Raw genomic sequence first — 17,486 nt, forward strand, 5'->3', positions numbered from 1 at the left:
GCGGACTCCTAATGCTGAAGAAATTGGTGATCGGGGCCAGCGGGTTTCTCGGCTCCCACGTCACCCGGCAACTCGTCGCCGCCGGCGAAGACGTCCGGGTGCTGATCCGCGCCACCAGCTCGACGCGCGGCATCGACGGCCTCGACATCGAGATCCGCCACGGAGACATCTTCGACGCGGACGCGGTGCGCGCGGCGATGAGCGGATGTGACGTCGTCTACTACTGCGTGGTCGATGCGCGAGCCTGGCTGCGCGACCCGGAACCGTTGTATCGCACCAATGTCGAGGGCCTGCGCCATGTCCTCGACGCCGCGGTCGAAGCCGGCTTGGACCGGTTCGTGTTCACCAGCTCGATCGGGACCATCGGCCGCGTCGATCACGGCCTGGCCGATGAACGCACCGCCCACAACTGGCTGGAGGTGGGCGGTGACTACATCCGCAGCCGGGTGCAGGCGGAGAACCTGGTACTGGCCTACCACCGGGACAAGGGCCTGCCTGCGGTGGCGATGTGTGTCGCCAACACCTACGGCTCCGGCGATTGGCAGCCCACCCCGCACGGTGGGCTGGTCGCCGCGGCCGTCCGCGGCAAGCTCCCGTTCTACGTCTCCGGTGCACAAGCCGAGGTCGTCGGCATCGACGACGCGGCCCGCGCCCTGATCCTGGCCGGCCAGCATGGACGTCCCGGCGAACGCTACATCATCTCCGAACGGTTTATGAGCGCTCGCGACATCTACTGTGCCGCCTGTGCCGCAGTCGATGTCGAGCCACCCCGATACGGTGTTCCGGTCACGGTGATGTCGGCACTGGGGCATATCGGCCAGTTCGCCGCGCGGCTGCGGCGCCGCGACACGGCGCTGACCCCGCTGTCGATGCGACTGCTGCACATCATGTCGCCGATGAGTCACGACAAGGCGGTGCGAGAACTGGGCTGGGCACCCCGGCCGACCACCGAGGCCTTGGCCGAAGCCGCTGTCTTCTTCCGCAGCAGAGGGCGCACGAAGAATCTGGAGAGCTCGTGAGCGTGGCACTGACCCTTGAACAACGCGAAGTCGGCGAGTCGCTGCGGCGGTTCGCCGCCCGGCATGCACCGATCGCCGACACCCGCACAGCGTTCGATGCGCTGGCCGCCGGAGAGCTGCCGGGCTGGTGGCCAGAGCTGGTGGCCAACGGCTTTCACGCCATCCATCTGCCCGAGTCGTGTGGCGGGCAAGGCGGCGGGCTGCTCGATGCCGCGTGCGTGTTGGAAGCTGCCGGCAAGGCGTCCCTGCCGGGGCCGCTTCTGCCCACGGTCGTCGCGGGCGCGGTCGGGCTGCTCGCTCAGGCGACGCCGGCCCGGGAGGCATTGCTGGGCGCAGTGGCGGCCGGCGCGCCGGCGACGGTGGTCCTGCCGCAGCATGCAACGCTCACCGCCCGTCCGATAGACGGTGGGTGGCTGATCGACGGTGTCGCCGACCTGGTCTCGGGTGCCTGCTCGGCGCGGGTCGCGCTGGTCGGTGCCGACCGCGTGGATGGTGCGGAGATCTGGCTGGCCATCGACCTGTCACGGCCGCAGGTGTCGGTGGATCCGGTCGCGGGCACCGATCTCCTCACCGATCTGGGCACCCTCACACTTACCGGCTACCCGGCAACGGCAGCCGACGTCTTGACCGGTATCGAGCCCGGGCGCGCCGAATGGCTCGCCGTCGGGCTCGCCGCGGCGGTCTCCGCCGGGATCGCCGGGTGGTGCGTCGAGGCGGCCACCGCACACCTGCGCACCCGCGAGCAGTTCGGCAAACCGATCGGCACCTTCCAGGCACTGCAACACCGGGCGGCGATGCTGCTGGTGCACAGCGAACTGGCCAGCGCCGCCGCCTGGGACGCGGTCCGTGCAGCCACTGACACCCCCGACCAGCATCAGATGGCCGCCGCTGCTGCGGCACTGACGGCGATCACGCCGTGCCCCGATGCCGTCCTGGACACCTTGACGATGTTCGGCGCCATCGGATTCACCTGGGAACACGACCTGCATCTGTACTGGCGCCGCGCCACCAGCGTCGCCGCATCGATCGGTGCCGCCACCGGCTGGGCACGGCGCCTCGGCGAGCTGGCGACCACGCAGCAGCGGGATTTCACCGTCGACCTCGGCGGTGCCGAAGCCGAGTTCCGGGCGAGCGTCGTCGCGACGCTCGATGCCGCCGCGGCGCTGGACAACGACGGCCCGGGACGCCAAGGCGACTACCCGCACTTCCAAACCGGCCCGCAACGCACACTGATTGCCGAAGCCGGGCTGATCGCCCCGCAGTGGCCCGCACCGTGGGGACTGGATGCCTCCCCATTGCAGCAGTTGATCATCATCGAAGAGTTCGCCAAGCGGCCCGGGCTGGTCCGGCCGTCACTGGGCATCGCCGAATGGATTCTGCCGTCGCTGGTACGTGCCGCACCGGATGCCCTGCAGCAGCAATTGATTCCCCCGACGCAACGCGGCGAGCTTGCCTGGTGCCAACTGTTTTCCGAGCCGGGCGCCGGCTCCGACCTGGCCTCGTTGACCACCCGCGCGGTCAAGGTCGAGGGCGGATGGCGTATCAACGGGCACAAGATCTGGACATCGGCGGCGCAGCGCGCCGACTATGGTGCACTGCTGGCTCGTACCGACCCCGCGGCAGCCAAACATCGCGGCATCGGCTACTTCATCGTGGACATGCGCTCGCCAGGCATCGAGATCCAGCCGATCGTGATGGCCACCGGGGCTGCTGAATTCAACGAAGTGTTCCTCACCGACGTCTTCGTTCCCGACGAGATGCTGCTCGGCGAGCCCACCGAAGGCTGGCAGCTGGCCATCGCCACCATGGCCGAGGAACGGTCAGCCATCAGCGGATACGTCGAGAACGATCGAGCGATTGCCTTGCGGTGCATCGCCGCCGCCGGCGGTGACCAGCGCGACGACGCGGTGCGGGCGTTGGGCGAGCTCGACGCCTACACCAATGCGATCAAGGCGCTCGGGGTGCGTGAGACGATCAGGCTGCTGGACGGACAGGGCCTCGGCGCGGCGTCGAGCATCGCCAAGGTCGCGATGAACGTCCTGCTGCGCCGCACCTTCCGGGCCACCCTGGCCACCGTCGGGCGCCTGGCGATGGCCGCCGATTCCGACCCCGCCGTCGTCGAACCCTATCTGCTCTCGCCCGCCGAGCTGATCGGCGGCGGCACCAACGAGATTCAGCTGAACGTCATCGCGCAGATGATCCTCGGCCTTCCCCGCAAGTGAGATAGAGGACCGCACATGGGATTACGTGGAGAGGCCGCGATCGTCGGCTACGTCGAGCTGCCCCCGGAACGGATGAACAAGGCCGCCGTGGCCCCATTCACCCTCGAACAATGGGCCGAGCTGGGTGCGGCCGCGCTGACTGACGCCGGACTGCCGGGCGAACTCGTCAACGGGATCGTCACCTCGCACCTGGGCGAGTCGGAGATCTTCGTTCCCTCGACCATCGCCGAATACCTCGGGATGCCGGCCCGATTCGCTGAGATCGTCGACCTGGGCGGTGCCAGCGCAGCCGCCATGGTGTGGCGCGCGGCGGCGGCGATCGAACTCGGGATCTGCGATGTGGTGCTGTGCGCGCTGCCGGCCCGCTACATCACCCCGATGTCGGAGCGCAAGCCCAAACCACTGGTCGACGCGATGTTCTTCGGCTCGTCGAGCAACCAATACGGCTCTCCGCAGGCGGAATTCGAGATCCCGTATGGCAACCTCGGCCAGAACGGACCCTACGGGCAGGTGGCCACCCGCTACGGTGCCGTTTACGGCTACGACGAGCGGGCCATGGCCAAGATCGTCGTCGACCAACGCGTCAACGCCAACCACACCGACGGTGCCATCTGGCGCGACACCCCGCTGAGCATCGACGACGTGCTGGCCAGCCCGGTGATCGCCGACCCCCTGCACATGCTGGAGATCGTGATGCCCTGCGTCGGCGGTGCCGCCGTCGTGATCGCCTCGGCCGACATCGCGCGGCGAGCACGCAATCGTCCGGTGTGGATCAAGGGGTTCGGTGAGCACGTGCCGTTCAAGACCCCGACCTACGCCGCAGATCTGCTGGCGACCCCGATCCGCGAGGCCGCCGATACCGCTTTTGCGATGACGAATCTGACCCGCGCGGACATGGACATGGTCTCCATCTACGACTGCTACACGATCACGGTGCTGCTGTCCCTGGAGGATGCCGGATTCTGCGAAAAGGGCAAGGGTATGCAGTTCATCACCGACCACGACCTGACCTTCCGCGGCGACTTCCCACTCAACACCGCCGGCGGCCAACTCGGGTTTGGGCAGGCCGGTCTGGCCGGCGGCATGCACCACGTCTGCGACGCCGCCCGCCAGATCATGGGCCGTGCCGGCGCAGCCCAGGTCACCGACTGCAATCGGGCCTTCGTCTCCGGAAACGGCGGCATCCTGTCCGAACAGACCACCCTCATCCTGGTAGGGGACTGAACGCCGATGACCACCTTCGAACGCCCGATGCCGGTCAAAACACCGACCACCGCACCGTTCTGGGATGCGCTTGCCGACCACCGCATCGTGATCCAGTACTCGCCATCGACCGATCGCTACGTTTTCTACCCGCGGGTGCGGGCGCCGCGCACCCTGGCCGATGACCTGGAATGGCGAGAGATCTCGGGAATGGGCACGCTGTATTCCTTCACGGTGGCCCGCCGGCCGGTGGGTCTGCATTTCGCCGACGCCGTCCCGCAACTGCTGGCGATCGTGGAATGGGATGAGGGGCCGCGGTTCTCCACCGAACTGGTCAACGTCGATCCCGACGAGCTGGTGGTGGGTATGCGGGTGCGGCCGGTGTTCTGCGACTACCCCGAACACGATGTGACGATGCTGCGCTACGAACCCGCGCACGAGGTGGCTTGATGGCGGACGACGCTGCGGTGCTGCTCGAGATCGAGGCGATCAAACGGCTCAAGTCCCGCTACTGCCGCTACCTGGACACCAAGGACTGGACCGCCTGGCGCGCCCTCTTCGCCGACGACTTCGTCAGCGACACCTCTCGCGCCGGCGGGAAGATCATCGCGGGCGCTGATGATTTCGTGGCGTTCACCCGCAAGAGCCTGCGCTCCCAGGCCACCGTGCATCAGGTGCATGCGCCGGATATCGAGCTCACCTCATCCACGGCGGCCAAAGGGGTGTGGGCGCTGGAAGATGTGGTGCGCTTCGGTCCGGGCGTGAACCTGCGCGGCTACGGCCACTACACCGAAACCTACGAGAAGGTCGACGGCGAGTGGCGGATCAAGACCTCGACACTGACCCGGCTGCGCGAGGACGTGTTCAACGGTCTGGTGGCGGTGTATATCTCGCCGCGGATTCGCGCGGTGGTGGGCAGAGTCGCCGAGCGGCTGATGAAATGAGGTCCAGACGCCTGCTGGACCATAGGGTGTTGTGCCCGGCTTGTAGCGACAACTGCTGTGGTGGTGGGGGATAGACGGGCGGTGTCGCTATAAGGCGGGCAAACCTCATACACTCGCCGGCGCCGGCGGATTGACCGCCGCCGGATCCGGGTTCGTGATCGGCAGCCCCATGAATCGGCGGGCGTTGTCACCCATGAAGTCATAGGTGCGCCGAACGTCCATGCCCTCGGCGTACTTCCAGAATCCCTTCGGCTCGGCCAGGCCTTCGGGGTGTGGGTAGTCCGAGCCGAACAACACCTTGTCCCACCCGACGGTCTCGACGACATCGGAGATGCAGCCCTCCCAGAACGGGCTGACCCAGATGTTGCGCCGGAACACGTCGTGGGGATGCTCGGGGAAGTTCTGCGGCATCTTCTTGTACAGGTCGCCGAAGTCGTGAAACAGCGGCGCGATCCATGAGCTGCCGTTCTCGACGCTGGCGATGCGCAGCTTGGGAAATCGGGTCAAGGTGCCGTGGCAGATCAGGGCGGTGATCATATCGGCGATCTCCCGATGTCCCAGCACCATCCAGCGGAAAGCGCTCTGCGTCATGAAATTCTGCGTGTAGGGCGGCTCCCACCGGCCGACGTAGTCATCGAGCGGCGGGAAACTGGCATGCAGCACGATGGGTAGACCGGCGGCCTCCACGTCGCGCCAGAACGGATCGAACTCCGGCAGCGCCGGTGAGCGCCAGCCGTGGACACCGTTGACCGGGCCGGGTTTGATCAACGCCACCGCGGCGCCCTGGGACAGGATGTAGTCCAGCTCGCGCTGGGCGGCGTCGACCTCGGAGAGGTTGATGATCGGCGTGGAGAACACCCGGCCGTGGTAGTTGTAGCTCCAGTGCTCGGCCATCCACTGATTCAGCGCGTGAATGATCGCGAGGGTGAGCTCCGGGTCGTCGGCTGCGGAGTGTTCCACCAGGCTGGCCAGCGTCGGGTAGTTCAGCGCCTCCACCACGCCCTGGCGGTCCAGTTCTTGCACCCGGTCAGCGGGGTTGCGGGTGGCTGCCGGTGCCTCGATCGCACGCCCCTGCATCTCGCGCAGGGTCAGGCCCTCGGTGTTCTCACCGGCGAAGAACCTCTCGTGCGCACCCGGCGCGGCAACCCGCTCGAAGGTCGGATTCGGGATGAAGTCGCTGACGCGATTGTTGATGATGATCCGGGTCTGGCGGCCGATCTGGGCGAATTGGACTGCCCGGGAATACTTCTCCGGCAGGTGCTTCGTCAACGCCTCGGGGGTTTCGTACATGTGTTGGTCGGCATCGAAGATCGGCGCGTCTTTGAACTGGCTCATTGGGGGTCTCTTGTCGCTAACGGGTCAGGATTGTTGCCGCCGCGGTGCCCGGTGCGCCGTAGAGCTGGGCGAACCCGACCTTGGGTTCGCCGGGGACCTGGCGGTCACCGGCCTCGCCGCGCAACTGGCGCACCAGCTCGTGGAGCTGGCGCAGCCCGGAAGCGCCGATCGGCTCGCCGTTGGCGATCAGCCCGCCATCGGTGTTGACCGGCAGCGAGCCGGAGATCTCGGTCGCACCCTCGGCGAGCAGCTTCTCCTGGTCGCCGTCGGCGCAGAAACCGCATTCGGCCATGTGGATGATCTCCGCGCCGGCGTCGGTGTCCTGCAGTTGGACCACGTCGACGTCTTCGGGTGCCACCCCGGCCTTTTCGAACGCAGCACGCGCGGCGTACACCGTCGGCGCGACATCCTCGGTGACCGGCGCGAACGTGGTATTGACCTCATAGGCGCCGTAGCGGCGGGTGCGCACCTCCACCGCCCGCAGGTACACCGGCTTGTCGGTGTAGCGGTGCGCGATATCGGCCCGGCACATGACGACCGCGGCCGCGCCCTCGTCCGGCGCGCAGAACATGTACTGGGTCAGCGGATAGTTCAGCATCGGCGAGCTCAGGATCTCCTCTTCGGAAATCGGCTTGCGCCGGAAGGCATTCGGGTTCAACGCGCCGTTGCGGAAGTTCTTGGCTGCGACCCTGGCCAACGTCGCCTGCGAGATGCCGTGATCATGCAGGTACCGGTTGGCTTTCATGCCGAAGAATTGGGTGGTCAGGTACTGGCCGTTCTCGGCATACCAGCGCGGCATGCCGACCAGCGCCGGGTCCTCGGTGAACGCCCCGCGCGGGTGCTTGTCCAGGCCGACGGCGATCCCGATGTCATAGTCGCCGAGCCGGATCCCGTCGGCGCAGACCTTGGCTGCGCTGGCCGCGGTGGCACAGGCATTGAACACGTTGGTGAACGGGATGCCCGAAAGACCCACCATGCCGACGATCGCATCCGGGTTCGCCACCGTCCAGCTGCCGCCGGTGGCGGCGCCGATGTCCGCCCAGGCCACTCTGGCATCGGCGACCGCGGCGAAGATGGCATCGACGCCCATTTCCATCGCCGACTTGCCTTCAAAGCGCCCGAACGGGTGCAGACCGACCCCGATGATGGCGACGTCGTTCATGAGCGCTGTCCCGTCGGCCGGAAGGCGAAGGTGACGATCTCGTTGCCGTCAGCGTCAGCGGCGAACGGCACCATGGTCAGCTCCACCGGCATACCGAACTGCAGCTTGTCCGGATCGTTCACGGTGAGCCGGCCCTCCACCCGGACGACGTCGCCGAGCTGCACCAGCCCCACGCCGAACGGCACGAAGTCGTTACCTGCCGGGCCCAGATACGGTGGGCCGGGTGGGAAGCCCTGGGTGGTCCAAGCCACCAGAGTTCCCCTGCGGGGGAGCAACTCCCGGACCATCTGATCGCCGCTGCACTTCGGACAACGGGGCTGGGCCGGGAAGACGGTGGCGTCGCAGGCCGCGCAGCGGCTGCCGACCAACTGGGGGTTCTCTTCCGGCCACGTCGAGATGTCGGGTGCTAGCGCCTTCTGCATGGGGCCTCCGCCTAACGGGTCAGCTAACTGTAATGCTTACAGTAAAGTATGATCGCCGCAGTTGACCAGCGGGGCTTCCGGGCACCGGCGATCACGGCGAAGGCTGCAGGTATGACAGTGAACAACGGATCCGCGGCGAATGGGCGGCGAGCTCTGGTCATGGGCGCCAGCGGTAACGTCGGCGCCTGCGTGACCCGGCAGTTGGTCGCCCGCGGCGACGAGGTGCGCGTGTTGCTGCGCCGTTCGAGCTCCACCAAGGGGATCGACGGGCTCGATGTGGAGCGGCGCTACGGCGACATCTTCGACACCGAGGCGGTCGCCGCCGCCATGGCCGACCGGGACGTCGTGTACTACTGCGTCGTCGACACCCGGGCCGAACTGCGCGACCCCGCACCGCTGTTTCGGACCAACGTCGACGGGCTGCGCAACGTCCTGGACGTCGCGGCGCAGGCCGACCTCAACAGGTTCGTATTCTTGAGCACCATCGGCACCATCGCGGTGGGCCGCAACGGCGAAACGGTGGACGAGCGAACGCCGTTCAACTGGGCCGATCAGGGCGGGGGCTACATCGCCTCACGGCGCGAGGCCGAGCGGCTGGTACTGTCCTATGTCGCCGACCGCGGCCTGCCGGCCGTCGTGGCGAACGTGTCGAATCCCTACGGGCCGCCGGACTGGCAGCCGCGGCAAGGCATGCTCATTCAGCTCGCCGCGCTGGGCAAGCTGCCCGCCTACGTGCGCGGCGTCGGCGCCGAGGTGGTCGGGATCGATGACGCCGCCCGGGCAATGCTGCTGGCCGCGGAGCGCGGCCGGATCGGTGAGCGCTACATCATCTCCGAGCGGTACATGACGCAGCGCGAGATGTTCACCATCGCAGCCGAAGCGGTCGGAGCCCAACCGCCGCGCATCGGTGTGCCGATGACGGTTGTGCACCTACTGGGGCACCTCGTCGGCGCGGTGGGAGCACTGCTGCGCCGTGACTTCGCTTTCACCGCGACCGGGGCACGCCTGATGGCATTGACCTCTCCTGCCGATCACAGCAAGGCAACCCGGGAACTGGGCTGGCACCCGGAACCGACTGAGCATGCGATCCGCCGCGCCGCGAAGTTCTACCTGGAGCGCAGCACGACATGATCCCATTCGTGGTTCGTCGTGACAACGACCTGGTGCCGAACGCCATCGCTCACGGCGGGTGGGGGCCGACGCTGGGCGGCCAGGTGGTCGGCGGCCTACTGGCCCGCGCCATCGAGCAGCACGTCGGCGGCGACGACTTGCAGCCGGCGCGGCTGACCGTCGAAATCCTGCGCCGGGTGGCCAGTGCGCCGCTGCGAGTCACCGCCGCGGTGGTCCGCACCGGGTCGCGGATGCGGGCCGTGGACGCCGCCATGACGCAGGACGGCGAGCTGGTGGCCCGCGCCTCGGCGTTGTATCTGCGCCGCGGCGTGCAGCCCGACGGTGACTTCTTCACCACCGCGATAACGCTTCCGCCGGTCCCGGAGGAGCCGGCCCGCTTCGACGAGTCGGTACCGATGTTCATCCGGGCCTACGGCGGCGACGTCGGCGATCGCTTTCCGTGGCAACACTCCGGACCGCGATACGCCTGGATCCGCGAGATCCGCGATCTCGTCGACGGCGAGGAGCTCACGCCCTTCGTGCGGGCGGCGATGGCCGTCGACGTCACCGCCTCGTTGACGAATTTCAGCACCAAGGGCTTGGCCTTCATCAACGCCGACTACACCCTGGCCCTGAGCCGGCTACCGGTGGGGCCCTATATCGGGTTGGCGGCGCTGACCCATTACAGCGACGCCGGAGTAGCGACCGGAAGTGCGAGCTTGTTCGACACCCGCGGCCCGATCGGCAGCGGGGTGTCGACCGCGATCGCGAATTTCAACTTCGACCCCGGCAACCGGCGGGAAGACTCGACGGCCGGCTAGGCGATAGCGCCGGATTCCTTGAGCTTTTCGATACGGTCCCAGTCCATTCCGAGCTCCATCAGCACGACCTCAGTGTGCTCGGAGGCCTGCGGGGCGCGGGTGGTCTCCAGTGGTTCGTGGTTGAACTGGACCGGGCCACGGACCACCTTGAACGCCGGGCCGCCGTCACCGGCTTCGACTTCGACGATCATGTCGTTGGCGATCGCCTGCTCGTCCGAGCCCAGGTCGACCAGGCTCTGAAACGGCGCCCATTGGCCTTTCATCGTCTTGAGGTGCTGGCGCCAGTACTCGAAGGGCTTGGCGCCGATCGCCGCGACGATCAGTTCGCTGGCCGCGTCGGCGTTCTCCATCAGCGGCAGCACGTCGCAGAAGCGGGGGTCATCGGCGGCTTCAGGAATTCCCAAGTGCTCGAAGGTGTCCCGAATGTATCCGGTCGGGCTGACGATGCACAGGTTGATGGTGCCGCCGTCGGAGGTGGCGTAGTTGCCCAGGAACGGATTCGCCGGTGAGCCACCGGATTGCGGCATCAGCGCACGCATGGCCTCGCCGGTCTCCATACCCTGGGTGACGCTGGCGCCGGCCGCCCACCACGCGGTGGACAACAGCGAGACATCGACCTCAAGGGCCTCCCCGGTGCGCTCGCGATGCAGCAACGCCGCGGCGATACCGCCGGCGATGTTCATGCCGCCGACCGAGTCGCCGAACGCCGGAATCCCCTGGGACAGTGGTGCGCCGAGTTCCTCGGGGCTCAGAGCGTAGCCGACGCCACTGCGGGTCCAGAACGCCGTGCCGTCGAACCCGCCGATGTCGCGTTCGGGTCCCTTGTCGCCGTAGGCGCTGCCGCGGGCGTAGACGATGTTCGGGTTCGCCTGCCGGATGTGCTCGACGTCGAACTTGTTCTTCTGCCGGGCCCGCGGAAGGTAGTTGGTCAAGAACACGTCGGCGGTGGCGGCCAGTTCGTAGAGCACCTGCTGGCCCTCGGGTGAAGAGACGTCGATACCGACGCTCCGTTTGCCGCGGTTGGGGTGTTCGATCAGCGGGTGCCGGTCGGGGTTGAGTTCGAAGCCGCCCATCCGGATGAACCCGCGCTGGGTGTCGCCGCGCACCGGGTGCTCCACCTTGATGACGTCAGCGCCCCAGTCGGCCAGGATCGCGCCGGCGGCGGGCACGAACGTGAACTGCGCGACCTCGAGCACCCGGAAGCCGTCCATCACCTTGATCAACTCAGCGCGCTCCTGACATCCGACCCATTGGAGTATTCTACTGTAATGGTTACCGTTGGGCATCCTAAAGACGCCGACGACGTCGAGGCGACCAGTGTTGAGATCGGCGAACGGGCCGCTGCGACGGCGGAGCCGCGCATGCTCATCGACGGCAAGCTGGTGGCAGCGGCCTCCGGTGCGGAGTTCGACAATGTCAGCCCCGCCACCGGGCGGGTGCTGGGAACCACCGCGTCCGCCGATGACATCGACATGGGCTGGGCGATCGGCGCGGCCCGGCGCGCCTTCGACGACACCGACTGGTCCACCAACCGCGAACTGCGCAAACACTGCCTGCGGCAGTTGCAGTCGGCGCTGGAGGCCGAGAAGGAAGAGCTACGCACCGAGCTGATCGCCGAAGTGGGCTGCCCGGTGATGACTACCCAACTGGCACAGCTGGACTGGCCGCTGGCCGACGCACTGCGGTACCCGCAGCGGCTGATCGACGAGTTCGAGTGGGAGCGGGTGATCGAGGGTGGCGGACTGTTCGGCGATCGCAACGTGCGCACCGTCGTCAAGGAGCCGGTCGGGGTGGTGGCGGCGATCACCCCGTCCAATTTCCCGGTCGAGGTGATCCTGAACAAGCTGGGGCCGGCGCTGGCGGCCGGTAACACCGTTGTGCTCAAGCCCGACCCGCATACGCCGTGGAACGCCACCCGGTTGGGGCGGCTCGTCGCCGAGCACACCGACATCCCCGCCGGGGTGATCAACGTGGTGCCCACCGGATCCAATCAGGTCGCCGGCCTGTTGGGCACCGACCCGCGGGTCGACATGATCTCGTTCACCGGCTCGACCGCCGTCGGCAAGCTGCTGGCCCGGCGCAGCGCCGACACCATGAAGCGGACTTTCCTTGAGCTGGGCGGCAAGTCGGCGCTGATCGTGCTTGACGATGCCGACCCGGCCAAGGTCATCCCCGGCGCGGTCGGGGTGTGCGTGCACGCCGGGCAGGCCTGTGCTGCCACCACCCGGATGCTGGTGCACACCTGCATGTTCGACGAGGTGGTCAAGGCGGTGACCGCGGCGTTCGCGGCGGTGCCGGTGGGCGACCCCGCGCTGCCGCAGACCCTGGTGGGCCCGCTGATCAGCGCGCAGCAGAAGCAGCGGGTACTCGACGTGATCGCGCAGGCCCGGCTTGACGGGGCGGAGATCACCACCGGTGGTGGCGAATACGTCGACCTGCCGCAGGACCTGCGCGGCGGGCACTACGTGCAACCGACGGTGATCGTCGGCGTCGACAACCGCGCGGCCATCGCCCAACAGGAGGTGTTCGGGCCGGTGCTGGTGATCCTGCCGTTCGGCGACGACGACGAGGCGGTGCGCATCGCCAACGACAGCCCCTTCGGGCTGGCCGGCGCGGTGGTCTCGGCGTCCGCCGAGCGGGCCATGGCCGTGGCCCGCAGGGTGCGCACCGGGGCGATCGGCGTCAACGGCGGCATGTACTACGGCGCCGATGCACCGTTCGGGGGCTACAAGAACAGCGGCTGGGGCCGGCAGTGCGGGATCGAGGGGTTCTCGCAGTACCTGGAGACCAAGACCATCGGTTATCGGAAACCGCGGGGGGCGTAGAGGCAACCTCCGCGGTTCGGTCATCGACTGTGCGGTTTGGTACGCCCTCATCGGTGAGTCGCGTACGAAACCGCACAATCGGCGGGCGTTAGGCCGTGAACGTCACCGGCAGCGAGCGCGGGGAGCGGAACGGCTGACCGTAGATGTGCGGATTGTCGTCGGTCACCAGCGTGATCTCGCCGAGCCGCTCGAGCAGGCACTCCATCGCCACCCGCATCTCCATCCGAGCCAGATGCAGGCCCATGCAGGTGTGCTCGCCGGCGGCGAACGTGATGTGCGGAATCCACTTGCGGAAGATGTCGAACTCTTCCGCGCGTTCCCACCGGGCCTCGTCGCGGTTGGCCGATCCGATGCAGACGTCGACGACGGCGCCGGCCGGAATGGCGACGCCGGCGACCTCGGTGTCGCGGATCGCGGTGCGCTGCACGGTGGTCAGTGGTGTCTCGTAGCGCAGACCCTCCTCGATCGCGGGGCTGATCAGGTCGTGGTCGGCCTGCAGCGCGGCGAACTGTTCGGGGTGCGTCAGTAGCAGGTAGAGCAGGTTGCTGGTGGCGCGGTAGGTGGTCTCCAGTCCGGCCGGCAGCAGCAGGCGAAGGAACGAGTAGATCGCCTCGTCGCTGAGCTTCTCGCCGTCGACCTCCGCGGTGACCAGGTCACCGATGATGTCCTCGGTCGGATGGGACTTGCGCTTGTCCATCTGCGCCAGGAAGTAGTCCTTCAATGCCGCCGACGCGGAGAACGCGCGCTGGTAGTTGACGGTGTAGCTGATCAGCTCGATCGCCCGTTGACGGAACCACGGCAGATCCTCTTCGGGCAGCCCCAGCAGTCTCGAGATGACCCGGGTGGGGAACTCGAAGGTGAAACCGGCCACCAGGTCGGCAGAACCCGCCTCGATGAACTCGTCGATCAGCCTGTTGCAGATCGGCCGCACCACGTCGGGTTCCCAGTGCACCAACGACTTCCGTTTGAAGGCCGAGGACACCAGATTGCGATGCTTGCGGTGCGGCTCGCCCTCCATCGCCAGGATGGTCGGCCCGAGGAACAGCCCGATCGTGACGTCGTAGATGTGCGAGTTGAACGAATCCGCTTCCCGGAACACCTGGTTCACGGCATCGAAAGAGACGGCGGCGAACTGCGTCTCGGGCCGCAGTGACGCCGGGGTCTTGGAGTAGTCCATGACCGTGCCGGGGAAGATCCCTGCTTGGGCGCGTTTGCTCTCGAAGTAGGGGTAGGGGTTCGTGAGGTAGCCGGCCGGCTTGTCGAGTGCGGCGGCGATGTCGTCGACCTGGCTCTCCACGGCTGGTCTCCCGTCTGGCTCGGGCAATTTACTGTAAGCATTACAGTAAATGATCGGGCGGGCATCGCGCCAGCGTCAGGCGAGGCTGATCGGCATTCGCTTGATGCCGTGCACAAACGTGCTGTGCAGGTACTCCGGTTCGCCGAGCGTGACCTCCGGCAGCCGGGTGAGCAGCTCGTAGAACAAGTGCCGCAGCTCCATCCGGGCGACGTGCGTGCCCAGGCAGTAGTGCGCTCCACCGCCACCGAACCCCAGGTGCGGATTGGTGGCGCGGGTGATGTCGAATTCATGCGGACGGTCGAACACCGTCTCGTCGCGGTTGGCCGAGCAGTAGAACAACGCGACCTTCTCGCCGGCCTTGATCGCGGTCCCGGCCACCTCGGTGTCGACCACCGCGTGGCGCGCGAAAGCGATCACCGGTGTCGCCCACCGCACGAACTCCTCGACCGCGGCGTCGATCCGATTGTCGAAGTCGGCCAGCAGCCACGCGCGCTGCTCGGGGTGATCGACGAGGGCCTTGAACGCGTGCGTGGTGGCCTGCTTGGTGGTGTCGTTGCCGGCCGAACCGAGCAGCACCATGAACGAGCCCAGCTCCTCGTCGGTCAGGCGATGGCCGTCGACTTCGGCATTGACCAACTCGGTCATCAGATCGTCGCGCGGCTCGGCGCGGCGGCGCTGCGCCAGCTCGATGCCGGAGCCGGCCAGCACCCCCAGCTGCGTCATGACGTGCACGGCCCGCTCCTCCAGCGAGGCGTACTCGTCATCACTACCGCTGAACAAACATTCGGCGGCGTAGGCGACCTTCTCCTGATCGGCGGCATCGATGCCGATCATGTCGGAGATGGTGCGCATCGGCAGCTGCCCGGAACATGCTGCGACGAAGTCGATCGGGTCGCCGGTACGCAGTTGCGCCAGTAGGTCGTCGACGATGCTGCGGGCATTGGACTTGATCTGCTCCTCGATCCGGCGCACCTGTCGGGGGGTGAACCCCGAGCTGATCAGCTTGCGATACCGGGTGTGATCGGGCGGGTCCATCGCCAGGAAGAACGTCATATTGCGCTGGATCTCGGCCGGCATCGGATCGACGCTGACCCCGTCGCGGGAGCAGAACAGCTCTTCGTGCTGGCTGATGAACTTGATGTCGGCGTGGCGGGTCGCCGCCCAGTATCCGGTCTCCTGATGCGGGAAGACGGCCGGCATAGGCCGGTGCCAGGTCAGGCCCGGCTCGCCGCGCAGCGCCGCGAACGTCTCGTCGCGGGTGCGAAAGTCATTGCTCCAAAAGGCCGGATCCGAGATATCGAGTCGGTGGTGGGGATACGGAGACGTCGGTGTGCTGGCGGATGAACTCACGGTCATGGTGTCCTCTCGAAGGTCTGGAGACGGTGATGGGGGCGCCGGCGGTGATCGAGGTGATGAACCCGCCGTCGACGAGAATGTCCTGGCCGGTGACCCACCCGGCGTCGGGCGAGCCGAGGAAGTCGATCAGCGGCACGATGTCGTCGACGACGGCGTGCCGGCCGACCGTGGCGCGCACGGTGTCGAGGGTTTCCTTGCCCATCGACTGCTCGAAGTCGGGCAGGATCGGGGTCTCGACCGGGCCGGGGCTGACGGTGTTGATCCGCACGCCGTACTTCGCACGCGCCGTCGCGGCCAGCCGCTTGGCGTAGAGGATCACCGCCTGCTTGGAGGAGGTGTACACCGGGAACCCCGGGTCCTGGCCGGCTTGCCAGCGCAACACCGATTCGGCATCGGTGGCATCGAGCAGCCCGTTGAGCACCTCGATGCGCTGCTCCCAGCCCAAGGCCGCTGTCGAGGCGACCGCCACCACCGCACCGCCGGGACGTAGCCGGGGCAGCATGGCCTCGGTCATCAGGCGCATGCCCAGATAGTTGACCGTGAGCACGTCGGCGACCGGTGCTGTTCCCGGTACGCCGGCGACATGGGCCAGCAGGTCCCAGCCGTCGCCGACCCGGCCGGTGAACGCGGCGATGGCGGCCGGATCGCGCAGGTCGCAACAGTCATGCTGCGAGGCCGGCGTCGACGAGGGGCGCACGTCGACGGCCAGCACGAAATCACCACGCTCGTGGAAGTGCGTGGCTGCCGCAGCGCCGATGCCAGAGCCGGCGCCGACGACCACCACCTTGCGCCGCGGGTTGGTCATCCTCGCTAGCCTTCTGGTGTACTCGAAAAGCCGACAGTAAGCACGACTGTAACGAATTCGGCGCCGGTGAACAATGCTACGGTTGGCCCTACCGAACTGCCCCGCAAACATCCGCCCGGGCGGCGAAAGATGCGAACAGGAGCCGAGAATGGCCGAGACCATCGGGTTCGTCGGAGCCGGCAAGATGGGCGAGCCGATGGTGCTCCGCCTGGTCGGTGCCGGCTTTTCCGTGCAGGTCTATGCGCGCCGTCCGGAGGTGCGCGAGCGGCTGGCTGCCGCCGGCGCGGTGCCGGTGGAGTCGGTCGCCGCCGTCGCTCGCGATGCCGGCGTCGTGATCAGCTGCCTGTTCTCCGATGCCCAACTGCTCGAGGTCGCCGCCGGTGCCGACGGGTTGCTGGCCAATGCCGGCCCCGACACGGTCGTGGTCTCGCACACCACCGGAACGGTGAGCACGCTGATCAAACTGATGGCGGAATTCCCGGACGGGCCGGTGCTGGTGGATGCGCCGGTCAGCGGCGGTGCCCACGACATCGCCGCCGGCAAGCTAACCGTTCTGCTCGGCGGCCCGGACGATGCGGTGGCTCGCGCACAGCCGGTGCTGGCCGCCTACGCCGATCCGGTGATCACCACCGGAGGCCTGGGCACCGCGCTCAACCTCAAGCTCATCAACAACGTGCTGTTCGCCGCCAACGCGCAACTCGTCGCGGCCGCCGTCGAACTGGCGAAGAACCTCGAAGTGCCCGAAACCAGTCTGTTCTCGGCGCTGGAGCACTGCAGCGGCGGCAGCCGGGCCGCGGGGTACGTGCAGTCGGCCGGGGGAGTGGAGAGCTTCGCCCAGGTCGTTGCGCCCTTTATGCGCAAGGACGTCGCGGCCTGCATCGAGGCGGCCGCCGACCGTGGCGTCGAGTTGGGGCAGCTTCGCACGGTGGCCGAGACCGGACCACTGGACCTGTCGTGACCGACCT

16 protein-coding genes are annotated in these 17,486 nt (G+C 67.5%); 9 read left to right on the forward strand and 7 right to left on the reverse strand.

The features are described 5' to 3' along the window. The first annotated feature begins 11 nt into the window (after window positions 1-11). From AC5Y4Q_RS02045 to AC5Y4Q_RS02065, 5 genes are read left to right on the forward strand one after another with little or no spacing between them, the layout of a single operon-like run. Window positions 12-1,019 carry an NAD-dependent epimerase/dehydratase family protein gene (locus AC5Y4Q_RS02045; RefSeq protein WP_064922604.1) on the forward strand — a complete coding sequence of 336 codons (1,008 nt, stop codon included), beginning with the start codon at window positions 12-14 and terminating at the stop codon, window positions 1,017-1,019. Continuing rightward, window positions 1,016-3,241, forward strand: a complete 2,226-nt coding sequence (locus AC5Y4Q_RS02050; protein WP_065019431.1) for an acyl-CoA dehydrogenase family protein — start codon at window positions 1,016-1,018, stop codon at window positions 3,239-3,241. Before AC5Y4Q_RS02045 ends, AC5Y4Q_RS02050 begins: the two co-directional genes overlap by 4 nt. A 15-nt stretch (window positions 3,242-3,256) precedes the next feature. Further along, entirely contained in the window at window positions 3,257-4,465 is a 1,209-nt protein-coding gene (locus AC5Y4Q_RS02055; protein ID WP_064922606.1) for a thiolase family protein, read from the forward strand. A 6-nt stretch (window positions 4,466-4,471) separates the two neighbouring features. Further along, window positions 4,472-4,894 carry a Zn-ribbon domain-containing OB-fold protein gene (locus tag AC5Y4Q_RS02060; protein WP_064922607.1) on the forward strand — a complete coding sequence of 141 codons (423 nt, stop codon included), beginning with the start codon at window positions 4,472-4,474 and terminating at the stop codon, window positions 4,892-4,894. After that, window positions 4,894-5,388: a nuclear transport factor 2 family protein gene (locus AC5Y4Q_RS02065; protein ID WP_064922608.1), complete on the forward strand. Its 495-nt coding sequence runs from the start codon at window positions 4,894-4,896 to the stop codon at window positions 5,386-5,388. The genes AC5Y4Q_RS02060 and AC5Y4Q_RS02065 overlap by 1 nt, the downstream gene beginning before the upstream one ends. 105 nt (window positions 5,389-5,493) lie before the next feature. On the opposite strand, the gene AC5Y4Q_RS02070 is transcribed toward AC5Y4Q_RS02065, so the two are convergent. The 3 genes from AC5Y4Q_RS02070 to AC5Y4Q_RS02080 are packed head-to-tail and all read right to left on the reverse strand — an operon-like array spanning window position 5,494 to window position 8,307. Further along, a complete protein-coding gene (locus tag AC5Y4Q_RS02070; RefSeq protein WP_064922609.1) occupies window positions 5,494-6,723 on the reverse strand; it encodes an amidohydrolase family protein in 1,230 nt (409 codons plus the stop codon). Between the two features lie 16 nt (window positions 6,724-6,739). Next, a complete protein-coding gene (locus AC5Y4Q_RS02075; protein ID WP_064922610.1) occupies window positions 6,740-7,885 on the reverse strand; it encodes a thiolase family protein in 1,146 nt (381 codons plus the stop codon). Further along, window positions 7,882-8,307, reverse strand: a complete 426-nt coding sequence (locus tag AC5Y4Q_RS02080) for a Zn-ribbon domain-containing OB-fold protein (protein ID WP_064922611.1) — start codon at window positions 8,305-8,307, stop codon at window positions 7,882-7,884. The genes AC5Y4Q_RS02075 and AC5Y4Q_RS02080 overlap by 4 nt, the downstream gene beginning before the upstream one ends. A gap of 111 nt (window positions 8,308-8,418) precedes the next feature. On the opposite strand from AC5Y4Q_RS02080, the gene AC5Y4Q_RS02085 reads away from it, so the two are divergent. Together AC5Y4Q_RS02085 and AC5Y4Q_RS02090 are read left to right on the forward strand one after the other, a co-directional pair. After that, the gene (locus AC5Y4Q_RS02085) at window positions 8,419-9,438 is read left to right on the forward strand and encodes an NAD-dependent epimerase/dehydratase family protein (RefSeq protein ID WP_064922612.1); all 1,020 of its coding nucleotides are present in this window, start codon (window positions 8,419-8,421) and stop codon (window positions 9,436-9,438) included. Next, entirely contained in the window at window positions 9,435-10,238 is an 804-nt protein-coding gene (locus tag AC5Y4Q_RS02090; RefSeq protein ID WP_064922613.1) for a thioesterase family protein, read from the forward strand. The genes AC5Y4Q_RS02085 and AC5Y4Q_RS02090 overlap by 4 nt, the downstream gene beginning before the upstream one ends. Here the strand turns inward: AC5Y4Q_RS02090 and AC5Y4Q_RS02095 are convergent. Then, window positions 10,235-11,449: a CaiB/BaiF CoA transferase family protein gene (locus tag AC5Y4Q_RS02095; RefSeq protein ID WP_064922627.1), complete on the reverse strand. Its 1,215-nt coding sequence runs from the start codon at window positions 11,447-11,449 to the stop codon at window positions 10,235-10,237. The genes AC5Y4Q_RS02090 and AC5Y4Q_RS02095 overlap by 4 nt on opposite strands. Window positions 11,450-11,506: 57 nt before the next feature. Here AC5Y4Q_RS02095 and AC5Y4Q_RS02100 point away from each other — a divergent pair, with 57 nt between their 5' ends. Next, window positions 11,507-13,063, forward strand: a complete 1,557-nt coding sequence (locus AC5Y4Q_RS02100) for an aldehyde dehydrogenase family protein (RefSeq protein ID WP_065019432.1) — start codon at window positions 11,507-11,509, stop codon at window positions 13,061-13,063. Between the two features lie 88 nt (window positions 13,064-13,151). Here the strand turns inward: AC5Y4Q_RS02100 and AC5Y4Q_RS02105 are convergent, their stop codons facing one another. The 3 genes from AC5Y4Q_RS02105 to AC5Y4Q_RS02115 all read right to left on the reverse strand — a co-directional run bounded on the left by AC5Y4Q_RS02105 (window position 13,152) and on the right by AC5Y4Q_RS02115 (window position 16,521). After that, complete coding sequence (locus tag AC5Y4Q_RS02105) at window positions 13,152-14,360, reverse strand: cytochrome P450 (RefSeq protein ID WP_064922615.1); 1,209 nt, start codon at window positions 14,358-14,360, stop codon at window positions 13,152-13,154. 75 nt (window positions 14,361-14,435) lie between these two features. Further along, window positions 14,436-15,716 (reverse strand): cytochrome P450, encoded by a 1,281-nt coding sequence (locus AC5Y4Q_RS02110; protein WP_499957763.1) that lies wholly within the window; start codon window positions 15,714-15,716, stop codon window positions 14,436-14,438. Beyond that, window positions 15,628-16,521 (reverse strand): SDR family oxidoreductase, encoded by an 894-nt coding sequence (locus AC5Y4Q_RS02115; protein ID WP_234786394.1) that lies wholly within the window; start codon window positions 16,519-16,521, stop codon window positions 15,628-15,630. The genes AC5Y4Q_RS02110 and AC5Y4Q_RS02115 overlap by 89 nt, the downstream gene beginning before the upstream one ends. A gap of 148 nt (window positions 16,522-16,669) precedes the next feature. Between AC5Y4Q_RS02115 and AC5Y4Q_RS02120 the strand changes: the two genes are divergently transcribed. Beyond that, window positions 16,670-17,479: an NAD(P)-dependent oxidoreductase gene (locus AC5Y4Q_RS02120; RefSeq protein ID WP_064920809.1), complete on the forward strand. Its 810-nt coding sequence runs from the start codon at window positions 16,670-16,672 to the stop codon at window positions 17,477-17,479. The last annotated feature ends 7 nt before the right edge of the window (window positions 17,480-17,486 follow it).

Source organism: Mycobacterium sp. NGS16, assembly GCF_059813225.1.

What these genes read in the sequence shown, in the direction of transcription:
- AC5Y4Q_RS02100 (WP_065019432.1), top strand. Translation starts at nt 11,507, where the DNA reads ATGGTTACCGTTGGGCATCCTAAAGACGCCGACGACGTCGAGGCGACC.
- AC5Y4Q_RS02120 (WP_064920809.1), top strand. Translation starts at nt 16,670, where the DNA reads ATGGCCGAGACCATCGGGTTCGTCGGAGCCGGCAAGATGGGCGAGCCG.
- AC5Y4Q_RS02045 (WP_064922604.1), top strand. Translation starts at nt 12, where the DNA reads ATGCTGAAGAAATTGGTGATCGGGGCCAGCGGGTTTCTCGGCTCCCAC.
- AC5Y4Q_RS02095 (WP_064922627.1), bottom strand. Translation starts at nt 11,449, where the DNA reads ATGGACGGCTTCCGGGTGCTCGAGGTCGCGCAGTTCACGTTCGTGCCC.
- AC5Y4Q_RS02065 (WP_064922608.1), top strand. Translation starts at nt 4,894, where the DNA reads ATGGCGGACGACGCTGCGGTGCTGCTCGAGATCGAGGCGATCAAACGG.
- AC5Y4Q_RS02060 (WP_064922607.1), top strand. Translation starts at nt 4,472, where the DNA reads ATGACCACCTTCGAACGCCCGATGCCGGTCAAAACACCGACCACCGCA.
- AC5Y4Q_RS02110 (WP_499957763.1), bottom strand. Translation starts at nt 15,716, where the DNA reads ATGACCGTGAGTTCATCCGCCAGCACACCGACGTCTCCGTATCCCCAC.
- AC5Y4Q_RS02055 (WP_064922606.1), top strand. Translation starts at nt 3,257, where the DNA reads ATGGGATTACGTGGAGAGGCCGCGATCGTCGGCTACGTCGAGCTGCCC.
- AC5Y4Q_RS02115 (WP_234786394.1), bottom strand. Translation starts at nt 16,521, where the DNA reads ATGACCAACCCGCGGCGCAAGGTGGTGGTCGTCGGCGCCGGCTCTGGC.
- AC5Y4Q_RS02090 (WP_064922613.1), top strand. Translation starts at nt 9,435, where the DNA reads ATGATCCCATTCGTGGTTCGTCGTGACAACGACCTGGTGCCGAACGCC.
- AC5Y4Q_RS02070 (WP_064922609.1), bottom strand. Translation starts at nt 6,723, where the DNA reads ATGAGCCAGTTCAAAGACGCGCCGATCTTCGATGCCGACCAACACATG.
- AC5Y4Q_RS02085 (WP_064922612.1), top strand. Translation starts at nt 8,419, where the DNA reads ATGACAGTGAACAACGGATCCGCGGCGAATGGGCGGCGAGCTCTGGTC.
- AC5Y4Q_RS02080 (WP_064922611.1), bottom strand. Translation starts at nt 8,307, where the DNA reads ATGCAGAAGGCGCTAGCACCCGACATCTCGACGTGGCCGGAAGAGAAC.
- AC5Y4Q_RS02075 (WP_064922610.1), bottom strand. Translation starts at nt 7,885, where the DNA reads ATGAACGACGTCGCCATCATCGGGGTCGGTCTGCACCCGTTCGGGCGC.